The organism is Rhizobium sp. P28RR-XV (genome assembly GCF_012641385.1).
Lineage (GTDB): Bacteria > Pseudomonadota > Alphaproteobacteria > Rhizobiales > Rhizobiaceae > Rhizobium.
Genome location: NZ_JABAIG010000001.1, coordinates 273,937 through 293,519, shown reverse-complemented (window position 1 = coordinate 293,519; position 19,583 = coordinate 273,937). Strand labels below are relative to the sequence as shown.

Here is a 19,583-nt window from a genome sequence, read left to right as displayed (position 1 = left end):
ATCAGACACGTTTGCGCCCTCCGCCGAATTCCAGGTAGGCCCAGGGGATGACGACGATCGCGACAGTGACCAGCATCATGGTGGAAGCCGCAAATCCCTGACCGAGGTTCTGCGCCTGGAACATGTAGTCGTAGACGTATTTCGCCGGAACTTCCGAAGCGATACCGGGTCCGCCGCTCGTTTGCGCGACGACGAGGTCGTAGACCTTGACGATACCGCTGGCGATGATGACGAGAGTCGTGATGAAGACAGGGCGCATCATCGGAATGACCACGAACAGGTAGGTCTTCCACATGGGTATCCCATCGACGCGCGCTGCTTTCCAGATATCCTCATCGATGCCGCGAAGGCCGGCGAGCATCAGGCACATCACGAGGCCCGTTCCCTGCCAGAGCGCTGCGATCAGCACGCCATAGATGACGATACTCGGCGTATAGAGCGGATCGAAAGCGAAGGTCGTCCAACCCAGCGAACGCACCACGGACTGGATGCCGAATTCAGGATTGAGCAGCCACTGCCAGACGAGGCCGGTGACGATGAAAGAAAGGGCGAAAGGATAGAGGAAAATCGTGCGGAATGTGTTTTCGAACCGGATCTTCTGGTCCATCAGCGCAGCCAGCACGAAGCCGATGACGAGACTGAAGATCATGGCAAGAATGCCGTAAATGGCAAGATTTTCGATGGACATGACCCAGCGCGGCGCCGCCCACAAGCGGTGGTATTGGTCCAGTCCGACGAAGCTGAGACGTGGCAGCAGCTTTGAATTGGTGAAGGAATAAACCACGGTCCAGATTGTGCCGCCGAGGAAGATGACGACGGCTGTCAGGATCATTGGAATGGATGCAATCTTCGAGTTCAGATTGCGCAGAAATTGATTTGGCCGGCCGGCTTTCGCATGACCCGTCATTGTAACTCCTTCCAAAGCGCGATTGCTTCGATGATCAGGAACTCCGGACATGACCCGGTTCCTGTCGCTCCCTCCTCATCCACGGCCGAACGTCACATCCCTGTGGGTCCGCCGCCCAAGAGGCGCCGTAGCCAGCCGGATCACAGGATGTGTCCCGGCCGTGATACCGGCCCGCAAGGCGAGGCCGGTATCACTACAGCGAGAAGATAGAGATCAATCAGCAGCAGCGATGATCTCGACGAAGCGCTTCTGAGCCGCTTCCGGCGTCATCGACGGATTGGCGAAGAATTCGGAGAACAGGTCCTCCTTCTGCTTCTGGCTGTCGGCGGAAAGAAGCTGGTCCGTACCCTGGATCACGTTACCCTTCTTCAGGATTTCCAGGCCTTTCTTCATGCAGTCGTTGGCGGAGGTGAGATCCACGTCGCCGCGCACGGGCAGCGAACCCTTCTTCAGGTTGAAAGCAACCTGCGTCTTCGGATCGAGAAGCGTCTTGGCGAGCGCTTCCTGAGCCTTCGACTTGGCCTCGTCCTTCAGCAGCGGGAAGTAGAACGCATCACCACCCGTCGAGATGACTTCGTTGACACCGAGACCCGGAAGGCAGGTATAGTCCGTGCCGGCCTTTTGACCTGCAAGGGCAAATTCACCCTGCGCCCAGTCGCCCATGATCTGGCCGCCGGCCTTGCCGGTGATGACCAGGTTCGTGGCCTGATTCCAATCCTGAACGTTGGAGCCCTTGGACATCTTGCGGGCATCGTCGGCAGCCTTGAAGACCTTGGCGATCTCCGGTCCGGCGGCAACTTTCGCATCCTTGTCGTTAAACACCTTTTGGAAGGTGTCCTTGCCGGCGATGGCGACCATCAGCACGTCAAAGGCACCCGCAGCCTGCCACGGCTGGCCACCGACAGCGAGCGGAACGATGCCTGCCTTCTGCAGCGCGGGAGCGGCGGCGACGAACTCATCCCAGTTCTTTGGAACCTCGACGCCGGCCTTCTTGAAGGCGGCATTCGAAAGCCAGAGCCACTGCCAGGAATGGATATTGACCGGCGCGCAATAGATCTTGCCGTCGATCGTGCAGGAATCGAGCAGGCTCGACGGGCGAACGATGTCTTTCCAGTGCTCCTGCGTGGCGACATCGGTCAGATCGCGCATGAGGCCCGCCTGCACCAGTTCCTCGGCCTGACGGCCGTGGTTGAATTGGGTGGCACCCATCGGATCGCCGCCGGTAATACGGCTGATCATGATCGGACGCGCAGTCCCGCCCGAGCCGGCGATCGCGCCATCAACCCAATGATTGCCTGTTGCGTCGAAAGCCTTTGCCAACTCGGCCACGGCGGCTGCTTCGCCACCCGAGGTCCACCAATGCGTTACCTCAAGATCGGTCGCCTTGGCCACACCAAGCGGCAACACGACGGAAGCAGCCAGCGCAGCAGCCATTAAACGAATATTCATGAGTTCTCCTCCCTCACTGAAACGTTGCCGGAAAAACCTAGTCGAATCATTTTCGCTGCGCAACCGCCAACTCGAGATTTTTTCGACAACGAGCGATTATACAACCTATGGATAAATTATCGCCTGCGAAATCAAGCCGCCGGCATTGGTTTTTCAACAGGCACGGCCAAGGGGGCACCTTAATAACAGATTGATTATAAGCGATATTTTCGTAAAAATGCATAGTCATATCCTTTGATGCCGTGCCACCGATGGAAAGCCACCTAACGGCAAGCTCTAATACAACCCTTGGAAATGGCGTCGAAAAACATATCTAAAATAGTACTCGACATTCGTACTGTATCGTTACAGTTTCTATTCAAAGTGAGGAGACGCCGCGTTTCGCCGATGCTTGCGATGCAGGCCTGGGCGATATAAGCGGATTGGTCGCGGGAGGCGGCCGGGAGGCGGGCTTGAACGGAATGGACAACAACAAAACTTCAGGCGGCGGTACGCGGTCTGGACCCGAGCGGCCAACACTGAAGACGATCGCCTTCATGACGGGGCTTGGAATTACCACTGTTTCACGCGCACTGAAGGATGCTCCCGACATCGGCGCCGAAACCAAAGAGCGCGTGCGCATGGTCGCCCGCCAACTGGGTTATCAGCCGAACCGGGCCGGCGTGCGCCTGAGAACCGGCAAGACCAACGTCATCGCGCTGGTGCTGAGCATCGACGAAGAAATCATGGGCTTTACCAGCCACATCGTCTTCGGCATCTCCGAGGTCCTGGCCGGCACGCAATACCACCTGGTCATCACGCCGCATTCGCACAGCAAGGATCCGCTGGTGCCGGTGCGTTATATCCTCGACACCGGCTCCGCCGACGGCGTTATCATATCGCGTACGGAGCCAGATGATCCGCGCGTCGAGCTTATGCATAATCGCAACATGCCTTTCGCCACGCATGGACGGACGGATATGGGTATCGTCCATCCCTTCCACGACTTCGACAATGAAGCCTTCGCGCACGAGGCCGTCCGTGCGCTGGTCGCGAAAGGGCGGCGTCGCCTGGCGCTGCTGCAGCCGTCGAGCAAGCTCACCTACTATTCGCATACGCGCATCGGCTTCCAGACGGGCCTGCATCAATATGGTGCCGAAGAGGTCCCGCTCAGGATAACCACCGACAATGCGCTTGCCGATATCAAGGACACGACCGAAGCATTGATGCGCTCTCCGCATGCGCCCGATGGGATCATCTGCTCCAGCAGCGGCGGCGCCATCGCCGTCAATGCCGGCATCGAGGCGGCGGGGTTCCGTCTCGGCCGCGATATCGACATGGTCGCCAAGCAATCGGCCGATGTCCTGAGCTGGATCAGGCCCGAGATCATCACGGTGTCGGAAGATTTCCGCCACGCCGGCCGGGAACTCGCAAAGGCCGTCATCGCCCGTATCGACGGGGTCGAGCCGGAACTGCTGCAAAGCATCAGCCCGCCCGTCTGGCCGAAGAGCTGATAACAAAAAGCCCACCGGATTTCTCCGGCGGGCCTCTTCAGATCTGGCAATTCTTTTAGCCGTTGGCGCCGCTGCCCCAAGGGCCGTGATGGATATCCTTGCCGTCGACACGGTCGAAACCGTGTGCGCCGAAGAAGTCGCGCTGGGCCTGGATGAGGTTAGCGGTGCCGCGAGCCTGGCGATAGGCGTCGAAATAGGTCAACGCCGAAGCCAGAGCCGGAACCGGCAGGCCAGAGGCCGTGGCAGCCGAAACAATGCGGCGCAGCGACGGGATCGATTCCTTGACCATCTCGGCAAAGGCCGGCGTGACGACCAGGTTCGCCGCATCCGGGGTCTTGGTGAAGGCGCTGGTGATCTCGTCGAGGAACTGCGAACGGATGATGCAGCCGGCACGCCAGATCTTGGCGATCACAGGCATCGGCAGCGACCAGTTGAACTCCTTCGAAGCCTCCGCCATGACGGCAAAGCCCTGCGCATAGGCGCCGATCTTGGCTGCAAACAGAGCAAGCTCGAGATCCTTCAGTAGGTCAGGACCGAAGCTGATCGGGAACTTGTAATCCGGCGTGCCGAAGATCTTTTCGGCAGCTTCGCGCTGGCTCTTGATCGCAGACAGGCTGCGGGCCGCAACGGCCGCTTCGATCGCGGTTGCGGGAATACCCATGTTCTGGGCTTCGATGGCAGACCACTTGCCAGTACCCTTCTGGCCAGCCTTGTCGAGGATCACGTCAGGCATGGCGCCGCCGGTCGCCGGGTCCTTGGCTGCCAGAACCTTCTCGGTGATCTCGATCAGGTAGGAATTGAGGCGGCCCTTGTTCCAGTCGCCGAAGATGGAGCTGATCTCGGCAGCGCTCTTGCCGAGTCCATCGCGCTGAATGCCGTAGATTTCGGCGATCATCTGCATGTCGGCATATTCGATGCCGTTGTGTATGGTCTTGACGAAATGGCCGGCGCCGTCATTGCCGAGCCACGCAACGCATGGATCGTCATTATACTTGGCGGCAATCGACGTCAGCACCTTCTCGACGCGCTTGTAGGAGTCTTCCGTGCCGCCGACCATGATCGATGGGCCATGACGCGCACCTTCTTCGCCGCCGGATACGCCCATGCCGATGAAGGTCAGGCCGGTGTCCTTGAGACGGTCGAAACGGGCGATCGTATCGCGGAAATTGGCATTGCCGGCGTCGATCATGATGTCGCCCTTGTCCAGATGCGGCTGCAGCGCCGCCATCTGCTGGTCGACCGGCTCGCCGGCCTTGATCATGATGATGATCGGCCGCGGCGGACGGATCGCGTCGACGAACTCCTCGATCGTCTTGCAAGGAATAATCTTGTCCTTGAGCGCACCCGCATTCGCGTAGAATTCATCCGTTACCTGCGGCGTACGGTTGAAAACCGCGATTTTGTTGCCTTTTTCGGCAATGTTGAGCGCCAGATTCGATCCCATTACCGCGAGACCGATCAGCCCGATTTCTGCCTTTTCCACGACAATCCTCCAATGAGTCTTTGACTGCGCCCGGCCCTACCCTAAAGACCCGGAAGACGCATCAACATCCGATACGACGCAATGCCCTCGACGCGACCTGCGACGGCCCTACGTTCGGCGTTGTTGTTGCACTCCGGACGGAAAACGGCAAGCCTTCGCGAGCCGTGAATCGTCCCCTTTGCAGGACCGTGCAAGAATGTTGCTGGATTCGCGATTTATCCATTTCCCGAAGCCGCGATTGCCCGGCCGATCGTCGGGCCATGAGGGATATAGAGGAGGAAGACAGCATGTCGACCATGAATGCGAAGATCGTGCATATCTCCATCGATCGTAACTGGAAGGAAGTCTACGGCTATGCCAGCCGTCCGGAAAACATGCCTTTCTGGGCGTCAGGACTGGCATCGGGACTGACGCAGGATGGAGACGAATGGATCGCGGAAGGTCCTCTCGGCACCGCCCGCGTGCGCTTCTCGCCCCGCAACGATTTCGGTGTCATCGACCATCGAGTGACGCTGGACTCCGGCCTGCAGGTTCACAATGCGCTGCGCATCGTACCGAATGGCGATGGCTGCGAGGTCATGTTCACCCTGCTCCAGCTGCCCGGCATGACCGAGGAACAGTTTGCAGCCGATGCCGCGCACATAATGAAGGATCTGAAGACGTTGAAAGAGCTTATGGAGCGCTGAAGCATTCCAGGAAAAGGGCGCAGCCGATTTCAGGCAGGAACTGAACAGTTCCAGGGCCTTACAGCGAACGCAATGTCCAATCGACGAGCTCGCCGGCCACGCCCGCAAACGCCGCATCGAGCGCGCGGACGAAATCCGGGTTGCCGCCGCCGCTGACCGGCACGACCTTGCGGAAGACATTCTGCGCTTTCACCGTACCGGTGCGGTCGTTCAGGATCTTTTCCGAGATTTCGACCGTCGCCGTCTTCTGGCCACCGGAGGCATTGATCTCGAAGGAACGGATGTCGGTGACGATCTGATAGTCGATTGCAAGGCCCTGCCCCGGCACGCCGACACCGCCGAGCTTACCGGTATTCTCAAAGGCTTCCACCAGCTTCGACTGTACCATCTTGCTCAGCTTGTCGCTCCATTGCGACTTGCCGAGATACTGGATTTCCGAAGGCGAGACGCGGATGACGATCTGGTTGCTGTCCAGCGCCTGCAGCGCCGTTGGCGGCGGGATGAGGATCTGGCGGCTCTTGACCGAGGGGCCGTTTGCCTTCACCGACGCGGAAAGATCGTAGGTGTCGTTGTTCGAGGCGGTTCCACAGCCTCCGAGCAAGGCTGCGAGCACTGGCAATGCGATCACAGCTTTCCACACCTGATGACGCTCACTCGACACGCAACCGACCATATTCCGCTTATCCCCTGGAAATCAGATATCGCTATTCATTAACGCCGCGCGCGGCCATCATATGTCTTGACCGTATCGCCGCCGAAGATCAGTCGCTGCGGATTGCGGTCGAAATTTGTGATTGTACTATTCAGATTGTCAACCGTGCCCCGCATGTCGTTGATCAGGGTCTGCGCGTCGCGTAGGCCACCGCTTGAGAACTTCTGCAGGTTGTCGGCGATCGGGCCGATGCGGGAGTTGAGATTGTCAGCCGTCTTCTTAAAGGATTCGAGCGTCTCTTTGGCCTGGGCAAACAGCGACTGCGTGCTGTCGTTACCGAGCAGGGAATCGACCTTCGTCAGAATGCCGTCGACCTTGCCGGATGCCGTATTGAGCTTGGTGGAGATATCGCGGGCATTGGCGATCGTCTGATCGATATCCCGCTGATGCGAAGCAACGGAGTTGGCGACATCGCGGATCGACGCGACGGCCGCGCGCGCTTGCTTCGTCACCTCAGCAACGTCGTCGACCGATCCCTTGACCTTCGCCGGATCGATCGATGCAATGATCTGGTCGACGTGCTCGAGCGTCTTTTGCGCCTTCTGCCCGAAAGCATTGTAGGTGTCGGCCGTCTCCTTGAAGCTCGCAACCGTCGCCTTCAGATCGGTCGTGGCATCCGCTACGTTCGCCGTGATCTTGTCGGCATTGGCAATGACGTCGTTGACCTTCCGGGCATCGACCGCGCGCACCAGCTTCTCGATCGCATCCAGCGTCGAGTCGACGCGGACGGAGACCGTCTTGAAGGTATCGGACAGCTGTCCGACGCTTGCCAGGAACTTGTCGATATTGTCGGAATTGTCGGCGACGGCCTTGGAGAATTTCTGCGCGTTGCGCACCGTGTCGGTCAAAGGTCCGCGCGAATCCGAAACAAACCCCTGGATGTCGCCGATCGTGTCGTTGGCGCGGTTCAGGATCTTGTCGGCCGTCGTCAGCAGGTTGGTCACACTCGATTGATCGGCGAGCAGCACCGCGCGCTTGCCGGTATCGACCGAACGCTTCAAGATGTTCTCGTCGCCGTTGCGGCCGCCGGAAAGCTCGATATAGGCGGCACCCGTCAGACCCTGAATTTCCAGGATAGCCTTTGTCGAGGTATAGACCGGCGCATCAGCGCGTACCTGAGTGAAAGCCAGAGAATAATTGGGATCGTCGGCATCGATCGAAAGGCCCTGCACCGAGCCGACCTGAATACCGTTGAAGCGGACCGGCGAACCGACGCTCAAGCCGTTTGCCGAGCCGGGAATGCGCACCACGAGTTCGACCATCGGTCCGCCGCGGCCATACTCGGCCATCCAGTAGACGAATCCGAAGGCGGCCGCGATAACCAGCAGCGTGAAGAACCCGACGATCGTATAATTCGCTTTGGTTTCCATTGTCTCCAGTCACTTCTCGCGGCCGTTGGCGCTTGCGCCTTTGTCGTCGTTGTGCGCCCTGATGTCTTCCCGCGGCACGATCGAACGTGCGCGCTTGCCCCTGAAGTAGGATTGCACCCAGGGATCATCGCAGGCGAGCATGTCCTCAACCGTACCTTCCACCAATACCCGCTTCTGTCCGAGAACGGCAATACGGTCGCAGACGGAAAACAGGCTGTCGAGGTCGTGAGTCACCATATAGACGGTCAGGCCGAGCGTGTCGCGCAGCCTGGCAATCAGCTCGTCAAATTCGCTGGCACCGATCGGATCGAGGCCGGATGTCGGCTCGTCAAGAAAAACAAGGTCCGGATCGAGCGCCAGGGCTCTCGCAAGTGCTGCGCGCTTGATCATGCCGCCGGACAGTTCGGAAGGATATTTATCGGCGGCATCCGCGGCGAGACCCACCATGCGGATCTTCATCAGCGCCAGTTCGTCCATCATCTCCTGCGGCAGGTCCAGATATTCCCGCATCGGCACCTGGATGTTTTCCTTCACCGTCAGGGACGAAAACAGTGCCCCCTGCTGGAAGAGGACGCCAAGCCGCATATCGAGCTGGTTTCGCTCCGGTTCGGAGAGCGTGTCATAGTCTTCACCGAGGATCTCGATCTTGCCCGAGCGACGCGGCAGCAGCCGCAGCACCGTGCGCAGCAGCACCGACTTGCCCGCACCGGAAGCCCCGACGAAACCCAGGATCTCGCCGCGATAGATATTCAGGTTCAATTTATCCAGGACGACTTTCGGTCCGAAAGCGACGGTGACATCCTGTGCCGACAGCACGATATCCCGGCCCCGCTCATCTTTCTGCAGTGGAATGTCCGAGTGAAGCGCGCTCATCCTTGCCATTCCTCAGAAATCAATTGCTGCGTAGAACATGGCAAAGAGCCCGTCCATCAGGATGACGACGAAGATCGACTTCACCACCGACGAGGTCACGTGCTGCCCCAGAGACTCGGCGCTGCCTCCGACCTTCAATCCTTCCACCGCCGCGACGATGCCGATGACAAGCGCCATGAACGGCGCCTTGATCATACCCGAAATGACCGTGGAGAGGCTGATCGCCTCATGCAGGCGGGAGATGAAGGTCGCAATGGTGATGCCGGAATAGCCCCAGGCAACCATCGCGGCACCGAAAAGCGAGGCGAAGTTGGCAAGGACCGTCAGCAAGGGCAAAGCCACCGTCAATGCCACCAGCCGCGGGAAAATGAGCACGCCGATGGGATTCAGGCCCATGACCTTCAGCGCGTCGACTTCCTCACGCATCTTCATCGAGCCGATTTCCGCGGTGATCGCGCTGCCGGAGCGGCCGGCGATCATGATCGCGGTCAAAAGCACGCCGATTTCGCGCAATTGCAGGATGCCGACCAGATCGACGACGAAGACTTCGGCACCGAAATAGCGCAGCTGGAAAGCCCCCTGCTGCGCGATGATGGCGCCGATCAGCGATGACATCAGCAGAATGATCGGAACGGCGCGTACCGCCATGTGATCGATCTGGTTAACGATCGAAGCTGGCGAAACGCCGCTGCCGCGCCCGAATTTGAGCTGCGCACCGCGTACGGCCGAACCCAATATGTACATGGCGGCGACAAGATTGCCCCAGATCTCATAGACGCTCTTGCCGATCGGCGCGAGAATCCGCTCCGCCAGCGATGTCTTCTGTTTCGGCTCTCCGGCCTCAGCATCGGGATCTTCATCGAATGCCGTCAGCAATTCGTCGATATGCGGATTGGAGCCTTCGATCGTAACGCGGGCTTTATGTGCTTCCTGGCTTTCCTTGAGCCGGCGGATCAGCAGCGCACCCGCCGTGTCGACATCCGAAAGATCGGAAAGATCGATCACGACTTCGCCGCCGGAGCTGCGCTTCGACAGCTGCTCGATCTGCCGCAGCACGCCGTGCACATTGGCGCTCCGCCAATTACCCTCCAGCCGATAGCGATGACCCGCGCCTTCGGGCGCATCGTCGATCCTCGGTGCATCGGACTTTTGTTCGGCCGCTTTCAAATTTACGCGTCTTTCAAATCTGGCACAACATGCGCCGACTCAGAGAGCCCGCATGGTCGATGCTTAATACACCGACTAGGCAGGGAATTTCCATCTCGCGCCGGTGCCAACATATGTCACGGCTTTTTGATATCCAAATGAATTTGTTGCACCGCGTTAGGACACGCCGTGAGCGCCCCCGCCCATCGCCGGCTTCCCGGCCTGCAGCCCGTAGGCGAAAATGACCATGCCCAGGCCGAAAGCGGCGATGCCGGCCATGACATAATAGCTTTCGAGGCCCAGCCAGGCATAGAGATAGCCGGATGCCAGCGTCATCAGGCCGAGGAACATACCATTGTAGAAATAATAGGCGCCTTGAGCCGATGATTCCTGCGTTTCATGGACCGAGGCGACAATACGGCGCTGGATGCCGGTATGGACGCAGGCATAGGTGCAGGAATGAAAACACTGCAGCACGAAATAGCCCATGAAACCGAAATTCATCGGAAACAGAACCCAGCGCAGGATGCACATGGTCGAACCGAAGAAGATCAGCGTCCACGCGCTGAACCGCCGGCTCAGCTTTTTCGAGAGGAAGAAGACCATCACCTCCGCAGCCACACCGATGCTCCAGAGCACGGCGATCTCCGCGCCGGAAAAGCCCAGCTTGCGCCAATAGATCGACGCGAACGTATAGAGCATCGCATGGCTCGACTGCTGTATCGATACCCCGATCATGGTGACGAGCAACTGCGGGGAGCGCAAATTTCCGGTCGGCGGCTGCAGATTGATCGGCTGGTTGCGGCGGCGCGTCGGCCCGATGCGCGGAGCAAACAGGCCCATCAGCGTCGTCAGAACGAAACCTGCCACCATGACAGGCAATACAGTCGCTCCGCCCCACATGCCGATCAATTGACCGCCGAGAAGGGTCGACAGGATGAATGTGATCGATCCCCACACGCGCATGGAGCCGTAATCGAAGCCCCAGCGACGCACACCCGACATGGCGATCGACTCTACCACCGGCACATATGGCGCATAGGTTGCGCCCTGGATGCCATAGACCAGAAGCACCGGCCAGAAGTCGCTGGTCCAGTAGAGCGCGATCGCCGTCAGAAGCGACAGGGCGCCGGACCACAGCAGCACATCGGCACGCTCCGTCATATGATCCGCCAACACGGCGATGACCGGCGTTACCAGGACGCGTACGACCATGGGGATTGCGATCACGAGACCGATCTCGTGGTCGTTGAAATTCAACCCCGCCAGCCAGACGGGAAAGAACGGCAGCGCAATTCCGTTCACGAATAACGGAGCGCAATAGGACAAGGCGGTGCGCAGGCGGAAATAAGGAGGCGCACCCTCGCCCTGGAAGGATTTGATCGCGGGAATCATGACAGACCTGAAGGGGAACTTATTTGTCCCTATCATGCTATCGAGAATACGACCATGGCGAGAAACGGCCAACACCGTAACGTTTCGGATAAATCCTAGGCTTCGGCGGTTCCACGACGATCAATAATTATGACAGGCCATTATCAAGTCCGTGAAAAGACTTGGATCAGGCCGCCTGAGCACCGAGCGACTGCGGCATTTCCTCGACTGGCGAGCCGGCCGGCTGCGTCTCCAGAATGCTCCGCCAAGTGATGAGTTCGAACGTGCCATCCTCATGCTCGGCGATCGCCGTGCAGCTTTCCACCCAGTCGCCCGTATTGATATAGCGCACGCCGTCGAGATCCTCGATGACGGCATGGTGGATATGACCGCAGATCACACCATCGGCATTATTGCGCTTGGCTTCCTCGGCAACGACACGCTGGAATTCGCCGATGAAGTTGACGGCATGCTTCACCTGCAGCTTCGCCCAGGCCGAGAACGACCAGTAAGGCATGTTCAGCCGGCGGCGCACTGCAGCAAGACCGATGTTGATCAGGATCGCCATGTCATAGGCCCAGTCGCCGAGATAGGCGAGCAGGCGGGCATTGCGGACGACGACGTCGAATTCGTCGCCATGCAGGACGAGATACTTCTTGCCGTCGGCCGCTTCATGCATGGCGCGTTGCGCCACCTCGATACCGCCGAAATGCATGCCGGGGAAATCACGCAGGAATTCGTCGTGATTGCCGGGAATGTAGACGATCCGCGTGCCCTTGCGCGCCTTGCGCAGGAGCTTCTGCACAACGTCGTTACAATCCTGCGGCCAGTACCAATTGCGCTTGAGGCGCCAGCCGTCGACGATATCACCGACCAGGAAGATGGTATCGGCCTCGTGGTGACGGAGAAAGTCGAGCAGGTAGTCCGCCTTGGCGGCCTTCGAGCCCAGGTGCACGTCAGAAATGAACAGCGTTCGGAATCGCCGGGTGTCCATGTTTTCATTCACGAACTTCTCAGTCCGTGCCCTATCTACCTTCGCTATTCCAAAACCAGACTCGTGTTTCAGGAAGATGACAAACCCTGTGTCTGCCGGCTTTTCGGCCAGGTTCAACCGCGTCTGGCCGCGATTGCGAGGTCCGGACGGTCGCTTGTGAAACTGGCGACATCGAGGCGAAACATGGCTCGCGCCGCCTCGTCCGTGTGTGCGGCCCATCCATGCACCTTCACGCCGCCCCTGCGGAAGAACTCCATGATCTCCGCGTCCAGCGCATTGGCGCGAATTGCGATCTCCCGCAGCCCCGAGCTGCGCAGAGCCGCCATAATCCCATTCCAGCCGAATTGCGCGGCAGCCTGGGGCGAACAGAGGAAGATGAAGCCGAGCAGTTCGCCGACATTCAGGCCACGTTCGTCGAGCGCGGCGCCGAAGGCCTCCAGGCGCGGCAAAGCGAAGCTCGTCACCATCGTGCGCGTCAGCATGCCCGTCGCCAGCAGCTCATCGGCAATGCGGCCCTCCATGCCCTCATATGGCGAGCCATCCGCCTTGGTCTTGATCTCCAGGCGGAGATCGACGGCGGACGGTCCAAAGATATCGATGGTTTCCATCAATGTCGGAATGGTTTCACCGCCGCTGCCGATCACGATATGGCGCATCAACTCGTCATGGCTGAAATCGGCGATCGCACCGCTGCCGTCCGTCATGCGGTCGATCAGCGCGTCGTGGTGAACGACGAGCTTGCCGTCCCGGGTCTGGTGGCCGTCGAATTCGACGAGGTCGACGTCGAGCTTGGCCGTCTCCGAAAAGGCAAGCCTGGTGTTCTCGGGCCACAGATGGGCACCACCGCGATGGCAAGCAATCAAAGTCATGAGGAAATCTCCGCTTGCGACCGTCATAGGTCGTCGCAATGAACTCCTGATGACGCGGCTGCGGCGGGGCGACCTGCGGCAATGCAACCGGGAACGAGCACTTTGCCACGACAAAAACGCGCGGCGGCATCAATTGCATACTGTGAAGGCGAAGCGATTGATGTATGGAGGGGTCTCTAGCGCAGGCAGGAATGGAGACGCGAGTTGGATACGAATGACACTTCGAAAGCAGCCAAGAACATGGCGAGCGGCAATTTCGACGATCAGGCTCTTTATTTCCATCGCTATCCCCGCCCCGGCAAGCTGGAAATTCAAGCCACAAAGCCGCTGGGCAATCAGCGCGATCTGGCACTTGCCTATTCCCCTGGCGTCGCCGCCCCCTGCATTGCCATCCGCGACAATCCCGAGACGGCCGCCGACTATACGTCCCGCGCCAATCTCGTTGCCGTGATTTCGAACGGCTCCGCCGTGCTGGGCCTCGGCAATATCGGTCCGCTCGCCTCCAAGCCGGTCATGGAAGGCAAGGCCGTTCTCTTCAAGAAGTTTGCCGGCATCGATGTCTTCGATATCGAAATCGCAGCCCCGACCGTCGATGAGATGGTCAACACGATTTCGGCGCTCGAGCCGACCTTCGGCGGCATCAATCTTGAGGACATCAAGGCGCCGGAATGCTTCGATGTCGAGCGCCGCTTGCGCGAGAAGATGGAAATCCCGGTCTTCCACGACGATCAGCACGGCACAGCCATCATCGTTGCCGCCGCTATCCTCAACGGGCTGGAGCTGGCCGGCAAGAAGATAGAGGACGTCAAGATCGTCGCCTCCGGCGCCGGTGCCGCGGCCCTCGCATGCCTCAACCTGCTGGTGATACTCGGCGCCAGGCGCGAGAACATCTGGGTCCACGATATCGAAGGCCTGGTCTATAAGGACCGCAACGTTCTGATGGATGAGTGGAAATCGGTCTATGCGCAGGACAGCGACAAGCGCGTGCTTGCCGAATCCATTCCCGGCGCCGATGTCTTCCTCGGCCTGTCCGCCGCCGGCGTGCTGAAGCCTGAACTTCTCGAACAGATGGCGGAAAAGCCGCTGATCATGGCGCTCGCCAACCCGACGCCGGAAATCATGCCTGATCTCGCCCGCGCCGCCCGCCCGGACGCCATGATCTGCACCGGCCGTTCGGATTTCCCGAACCAGGTCAATAACGTCCTCTGCTTCCCCTATATCTTCCGCGGCGCACTCGATTGCGGCGCCAAGACGATCAACGAAGAGATGAAGATGGCCGCCGTGCGCGCCATCGCCGCACTCGCCCGCGAAGAGCCTTCCGATGTCGCCGCCCGCGCCTATACCGGAGAAACGCTGGTCTTCGGGCCGAACTACCTGATCCCCTCGCCCTTCGATCCTCGCCTTATCCTGCGCATTGCGCCGGCCGTCGCAAAAGCCGCCGCCGACAGTGGCGTGGCACTGCGTCCGATCACCGATTTCGACGCCTATATGGACCAACTCAACCGTTTCGTCTTCCGCTCAGGCTTCATCATGAAGCCGATCTTCGCGGCCGCGAAGATCGCGGAACGCAAGCGCGTCGTCTTCTCCGAAGGCGAAGACGAGCGCGTGCTGCGCGCCGCCCAGGTCCTGCTCGAGGAAGGCACCGCCGTCCCGATCCTCATCGGCCGTCCGTCGGTCATCGAAACCCGCCTGAAGCGCTACGGTCTGAAGATCCGCCCGCATACCGATTTCGCCGTCATCAATCCGGAAGACGATCCGCGCTTCCGCGAATATGTCGACCTCTATTTCTCGCTTGTCGGCCGCGCCGGCGTCATCCCCGAGGCTGCGCGCACGATCGTCCGCACCAACGCGACCGTGATCGGAGCGCTTGCGCTGAAGCGCGGCGAAGCCGATGCGCTGATCTGCGGCCTGGAAGGCCGTTATGAGCGCCATCTGCGCATCGTCCGGCAGATCATCGGCAAGCGGCCGGATGTTCGGGATTTTTCGGCACTGAGCCTGCTCATCTCGCAGCGCGGCGCCACCTTCTACACCGATACCTATGTGACGTTTAATCCGACCGCCGAGGAAATTGCTGAATCGGCCGTTCTGGCGGCGGAAGAAATCAAGCGCTTCGGCATCGAGCCGCGTGCCGCTCTGGTTTCGCATTCCAACTTCGGCTCGCGGGAATCGGAAAGCGCCACCAAGATGCGCGACGCGCTGGCGCTCGTTCGTGCCGCCGCACCGGAACTGGAAGTCGATGGCGAAATGCATGGCGACAGCGCCATCTCCGAAAGCCTGCGCCGCCACGTCATGCCGGACAGCGCACTTTCCGGCGAGGCCAACCTGCTCGTCTTCCCGAACCTCGATGCCGCCAACATCACGCTCGGCGTGGTCAAGACCATGACCGACGGCCTGCATGTCGGCCCGATCCTGCTCGGCACGGCGCTGCCGGCTCACATTCTCTCGCCGTCGGTCACTTCCCGCGGCGTGGTCAATATGGCGGCTCTGGCTGTGGTCGAGGCATCGCAGCTCGTCTAACACCAGATGCCCCAGGCAAAATTCTCGCAGCCGTCATCAGACGGCTGCGAGCTTCAATTTCGTAAAAATACTCTCGAAATCCATGCGTTTTCATGGATACGTTGTTAAGCTACAACGTGTAATCTGGAGCGACTTCCAACCGCTTTCGAGAGCAGAACCGTGAACCGCGGCACAAACCTTTTTTCCATCGCCCTGCTGTCCCTGCTGACGGCCACGCCGAGCGTCGCTCAGGTGAATTTCTGCGACGAATTGCGCGGCCGCTATGTAGACATCGACGAAGTGATTGGCGCGAGCCAGGAAACACGCCAGCTCTCGCGCGCCATCGTGCAGCAGAACCTGCTGATCCGCCGGACGATGAGCGATCTGCGCAGACAGGGCTGCGTGGAGGATGAGAACATGCCGTTCGGCGGGGAGGACAATCAAGGCACCTGCGACGACAAGCGAATGTCTTTGGATCAGATGCGGGATGATCTCGCCACGCTGATGGATCAGCGCGAGGAAAGCGTCGGCCGCGTCGATGCCGTCACCATGCAGCGGCGGCAATTGCTGGATGCGATGCAGCGGAACGGCTGCAGCCTGCCGGCTTCGGCAACGCCGGATATCGTCATCGACACCCATACGAAGCTGGATGCCTATGCGCCGCAGGAGCAGTCCCTGGCCAAGCCGGAAAGCTCTGTCACCGTCATCGAAACGCCGAGGCTCCAGAAGAACTCCAGCCTGGAGCAGAAGCAGGCGCCGGCAGCGAAAGCGCCGGTGGTGACACAAGCCGCGCCGCAGCAATTCCCGCCCGACCGTCCCTACGATCCGTCCGCAAAAAAGGTCCGTCAGGTCGGGCCGCAATTCCTTGCGACCGACCAGGGCAGCATAGACCTCAAGCATCCGAAGGCAGCCGGCCCCCAGCCGGCCCAATAAGCAGCCGGGTGTCTTGCGTGGCCCCCCGACCGCTCCAGCCTTTTATCGCAAGCTGATTTCACGCTGACGCAGAAGCGATATGATGGCGTCATCGCCCGTTTCCGCCGCAAGATCGCGATAGGATTGCCCGGAAGCATCCTTTACCGCTCGATCCGCGCCCCGCTCCAGCAGCAGACGCACCGCGTCGGCACGCCCGTTGAAGATGGCAAAGCCGAGGGGCGTCATCCAATCACGGTCGGAAGGCTGTCCGCGCGGGCGAAAAGCGCCGAAGCGGAGGTTTAGCTGCTCGGGATGGCCGTCAAGAAGATCGGCCAATTGATCGGTAAGCCCGAAAGTTGCCGCAGCAAAGATATCCGAGGGATAGGTCTTCAGAAATTCGACCATGTCGGTCATGTCATTATATTCCGCCCAGCCGATCGGCGGCGCGTAAAAATGGGGATCGCGAATGGCGGTATCGGCCCCATGCTCGATCAGCAGCTTCGCCATGTCGATATGACCGTGAAGGGCTGCCTCATGCAGCGGCGTGCGGCTGGTCATGGCGTTGACGTCGAAATCTAGCGCCAACATGAGACGAACGGCCCGCAGATCATTTTCGCCAGCAGCCTCGTGCAGCATGGCAGGATGAGCCAGGCGCATCGCTTCAGGAATATCGAGCTCGCTCGCAATTCTCTTTATATGCTCGACGACTATCGCCGGATCGACTGCCTCATTCCGGGCTCCCTGCTGAATCTGGATATACACCCAATCCTCGCGTTTCAGACGAACCGCCACAGCTCCCTGCTGAACGAGATACAATGTGAGATCCTTGTCATTACCTAGCCGTGCCCATTCGTAAGGCGTTCGCCCATTGACCGGCTTAACGACATCCGCCCCGTGCTCCACCAGCAGGCGCACCCGCTCGCCCATGCGATGCTCCAGCGCCCATGCGAGCTGATAATCGAAAACGGTCTGCGAGTTCGCAACGAATTTACCGTCCTCGCGCACCAGCCAATTGTTGATATCCGTGGCAGACAAACCATATTCCAGCAGCAGTTTCAGGCAGGTATTGTCCGGCTCGAACATGCGGTTATAGAGCGCCTGGCTATCATTGGCCTCGGCACCTGCTTCCAGCAGCAGCCGCGCGAATGCCTCGCATTTCGAATGCGGTGGCTGACGATCCTTTCCCGCCTCGCCCTCGCCAAAGACGCCGGTCAGGACGGTGAAGCGATATTGGCCGGCATCGAGGAAAAACGCGTTGACATCAGCGCCGCGCCTGACGAGTTCGCGGGCGGCCGGCAGGCTGGAGCGGCCGGGCACGCGAGCATAGGCAGCATACATCAGCGGCGTTAGATCATGCGGCCCGCCCTTGCGATCAAGAAGCTGTGGCTGACGATCGAGCCAGCGACCTACGCCGTCAGCATCACCGAGCGCGGCAGCGACATGGATGCTTTCTCCGGCAATCTCCGGATTGTCTTCAAGCAACCGCAGCGCCTCATCGAACCGCGCGGGATCGGCGGGAATATTGGCAAAGTAGGAAACCGTCGCGAGCGACAGGAAACGGTTGGCGAGCTGGTCAGGCGGAACGCGCCTGCGATCGCCGTCCAGATGCGCCTTGAGCTTCGTCCAGCTGGAGAAACCAAATTCACGGGCAAGAACAAGCTGAATGTCCTGCAATCCCACACCGGCAATGTCGGCAAAATAGGGCGTAACGCGGCTGCACGCCAAGGCATCGCCGGCTTGGACCGCCTTGAGGAAAGACTTGGCCTGTTTTTTCAGGGAATCGAGGGTGGCGTTGCTCGCCAAAGAGCGCGTGGTCACGATAGACCTCCTTCCATTTACGTCCGGTATCCGCGCCCACAGACTGAAAAGAGGTGTGGCAGTCTCATTCTACATGCATCAGGTGGGCCTTGCCCTTCCCGCGGATCGGATGCGCCCTGCGAACGCGTCCAGATCTATAGCGCCGGTTGCAATCTGTCCAGAGTGGTCAAACGGGCTCGTACCGCACATAGGCGAACGCATCACCATCCGGTGACCAGTTCGGCACATTGATGCTTCCCTGCCCGCCGAAAAGCTCGAACAGCGCCGTGATATTGCCACCATCCATATCCATCAGCCGCATCCGCACATTGAGATCGCGCGGGTGATCGAAGACATCGGGATCGTAGGAGATCAGGACGACCTTATCGTTCTTTGGCGATGGATGGGCGAACCAGTTGCCGTAATTGTCGTGGGTCACCTGCTGAAGGCCGGTGCCATCGGGATGGATGCGCCAGATCTGCATCAGGCCGGTGCGGCTCGAATTGAAATAGATCCATTGCCCGTCGGCCGAGAAATCCGGCCCATCATTGCGGCCCTCGCCATGCGTCAGCCGCGTCTCCTCGCCGCCATCGATCGAGATCGTATAGATATCGAATACATTGTCGCGGATGCCGCAATAGGAGAAGCGCCGCCCGTCGGGCGACCAACCGTGCCAATAGGACGGCAGATTGGTCGTAACCTGCCTCGGCGTGCCGCCCTCTGCAGGCAGAACATAGATGCAGGCCTTGCCATGCTCGGTCTTGTCGGAAATGGCAATCAGCGAACCGTCAGGCGAAATCCCGTGGTCGTTGTTGCATCGCGTCGCAAAGCCGGTGTCGACGCGCGCAACGCCACCGCTGCCGTCCAGAGGCAGCCGATAGAGCAGGCCGTCGCCATTCAGCAGCAGATAGCGTCCGTCAGGCGAATAGTTCGGCGCCTCGACGAGCTCATCTGTTTGCCAGACCACCCGGTTGTCGCCGGTGCGGATGTTGTAGATCTCGACCGAGCTGCGCATTCGTCCT

General features: G+C 59.8%; 16 protein-coding genes. 4 read left to right on the top strand and 12 right to left on the bottom strand.

Annotated elements, in window-relative coordinates:
* Nucleotide 1: 1 nt before the first annotated feature.
* Both HGP12_RS01410 and HGP12_RS01405 read right to left on the bottom strand, forming a co-directional pair.
* Complete coding sequence (locus tag HGP12_RS01410) at nucleotides 2–907, bottom strand: carbohydrate ABC transporter permease (RefSeq protein ID WP_168838774.1); 906 nt, start codon at nucleotides 905–907, stop codon at nucleotides 2–4.
* Nucleotides 908–1,120: 213 nt separating this feature from the next.
* On the bottom strand, nucleotides 1,121–2,356 hold the full coding sequence (locus HGP12_RS01405) for an ABC transporter substrate-binding protein (protein WP_168838773.1): 1,236 nt from the start codon (nucleotides 2,354–2,356) through the stop codon (nucleotides 1,121–1,123).
* Between the two features lie 461 nt (nucleotides 2,357–2,817).
* On the opposite strand from HGP12_RS01405, the gene HGP12_RS01400 reads away from it, so the two are divergent.
* Nucleotides 2,818–3,849, top strand: coding sequence for a LacI family transcriptional regulator (locus tag HGP12_RS01400; RefSeq protein ID WP_168839160.1), 1,032 nt, complete (start codon nucleotides 2,818–2,820; stop codon nucleotides 3,847–3,849).
* A 55-nt stretch (nucleotides 3,850–3,904) separates the two neighbouring features.
* Here HGP12_RS01400 and gndA read toward each other — a convergent pair whose 3' ends face one another.
* Entirely contained in the window at nucleotides 3,905–5,332 is a 1,428-nt protein-coding gene (gene gndA / locus HGP12_RS01395) for an NADP-dependent phosphogluconate dehydrogenase (RefSeq protein ID WP_168838772.1), read from the bottom strand.
* A gap of 287 nt (nucleotides 5,333–5,619) precedes the next feature.
* On the opposite strand from gndA, the gene HGP12_RS01390 reads away from it, so the two are divergent.
* Nucleotides 5,620–6,018 carry an SRPBCC family protein gene (locus HGP12_RS01390; protein ID WP_168838771.1) on the top strand — a complete coding sequence of 133 codons (399 nt, stop codon included), beginning with the start codon at nucleotides 5,620–5,622 and terminating at the stop codon, nucleotides 6,016–6,018.
* 58 nt (nucleotides 6,019–6,076) lie between these two features.
* Here HGP12_RS01390 and HGP12_RS01385 read toward each other — a convergent pair whose 3' ends face one another.
* From HGP12_RS01385 to HGP12_RS01355, 7 genes are all read right to left on the bottom strand, one after another.
* Nucleotides 6,077–6,691 carry an ABC-type transport auxiliary lipoprotein family protein gene (locus HGP12_RS01385; RefSeq protein ID WP_168838770.1) on the bottom strand — a complete coding sequence of 205 codons (615 nt, stop codon included), beginning with the start codon at nucleotides 6,689–6,691 and terminating at the stop codon, nucleotides 6,077–6,079.
* Nucleotides 6,692–6,729: 38 nt separating this feature from the next.
* Complete coding sequence (locus tag HGP12_RS01380; RefSeq protein ID WP_168838769.1) at nucleotides 6,730–8,100, bottom strand: MlaD family protein; 1,371 nt, start codon at nucleotides 8,098–8,100, stop codon at nucleotides 6,730–6,732.
* Between the two features lie 9 nt (nucleotides 8,101–8,109).
* Nucleotides 8,110–8,973 carry an ABC transporter ATP-binding protein gene (locus tag HGP12_RS01375; protein ID WP_168838768.1) on the bottom strand — a complete coding sequence of 288 codons (864 nt, stop codon included), beginning with the start codon at nucleotides 8,971–8,973 and terminating at the stop codon, nucleotides 8,110–8,112.
* A gap of 12 nt (nucleotides 8,974–8,985) precedes the next feature.
* Nucleotides 8,986–10,140, bottom strand: coding sequence for an ABC transporter permease (locus HGP12_RS01370; RefSeq protein WP_168838767.1), 1,155 nt, complete (start codon nucleotides 10,138–10,140; stop codon nucleotides 8,986–8,988).
* Between the two features lie 156 nt (nucleotides 10,141–10,296).
* A complete protein-coding gene (locus tag HGP12_RS01365) occupies nucleotides 10,297–11,514 on the bottom strand; it encodes an MFS transporter (protein WP_168838766.1) in 1,218 nt (405 codons plus the stop codon).
* Between the two features lie 166 nt (nucleotides 11,515–11,680).
* Nucleotides 11,681–12,487 (bottom strand): UDP-2,3-diacylglucosamine diphosphatase, encoded by an 807-nt coding sequence (locus HGP12_RS01360; protein ID WP_168838765.1) that lies wholly within the window; start codon nucleotides 12,485–12,487, stop codon nucleotides 11,681–11,683.
* 113 nt (nucleotides 12,488–12,600) lie between these two features.
* A complete protein-coding gene (locus HGP12_RS01355; RefSeq protein WP_168838764.1) occupies nucleotides 12,601–13,356 on the bottom strand; it encodes a glycerophosphodiester phosphodiesterase in 756 nt (251 codons plus the stop codon).
* A 240-nt stretch (nucleotides 13,357–13,596) separates the two neighbouring features.
* Between HGP12_RS01355 and HGP12_RS01350 the strand changes: the two genes are divergently transcribed.
* Together HGP12_RS01350 and HGP12_RS01345 are read left to right on the top strand one after the other, a co-directional pair.
* Entirely contained in the window at nucleotides 13,597–15,873 is a 2,277-nt protein-coding gene (locus tag HGP12_RS01350) for an NADP-dependent malic enzyme (RefSeq protein WP_409526814.1), read from the top strand.
* A gap of 159 nt (nucleotides 15,874–16,032) precedes the next feature.
* Nucleotides 16,033–16,785 carry a hypothetical protein gene (locus tag HGP12_RS01345; RefSeq protein ID WP_168838762.1) on the top strand — a complete coding sequence of 251 codons (753 nt, stop codon included), beginning with the start codon at nucleotides 16,033–16,035 and terminating at the stop codon, nucleotides 16,783–16,785.
* 42 nt (nucleotides 16,786–16,827) lie between these two features.
* Here HGP12_RS01345 and HGP12_RS01340 read toward each other — a convergent pair whose 3' ends face one another.
* Together HGP12_RS01340 and HGP12_RS01335 are read right to left on the bottom strand one after the other, a co-directional pair.
* The gene (locus HGP12_RS01340; protein WP_168838761.1) at nucleotides 16,828–18,582 is read right to left on the bottom strand and encodes an ankyrin repeat domain-containing protein; all 1,755 of its coding nucleotides are present in this window, start codon (nucleotides 18,580–18,582) and stop codon (nucleotides 16,828–16,830) included.
* Nucleotides 18,583–18,748: 166 nt separating this feature from the next.
* Nucleotides 18,749–19,576 (bottom strand): TolB family protein, encoded by an 828-nt coding sequence (locus HGP12_RS01335; protein ID WP_168838760.1) that lies wholly within the window; start codon nucleotides 19,574–19,576, stop codon nucleotides 18,749–18,751.
* Nucleotides 19,577–19,583 lie beyond the last annotated feature (7 nt).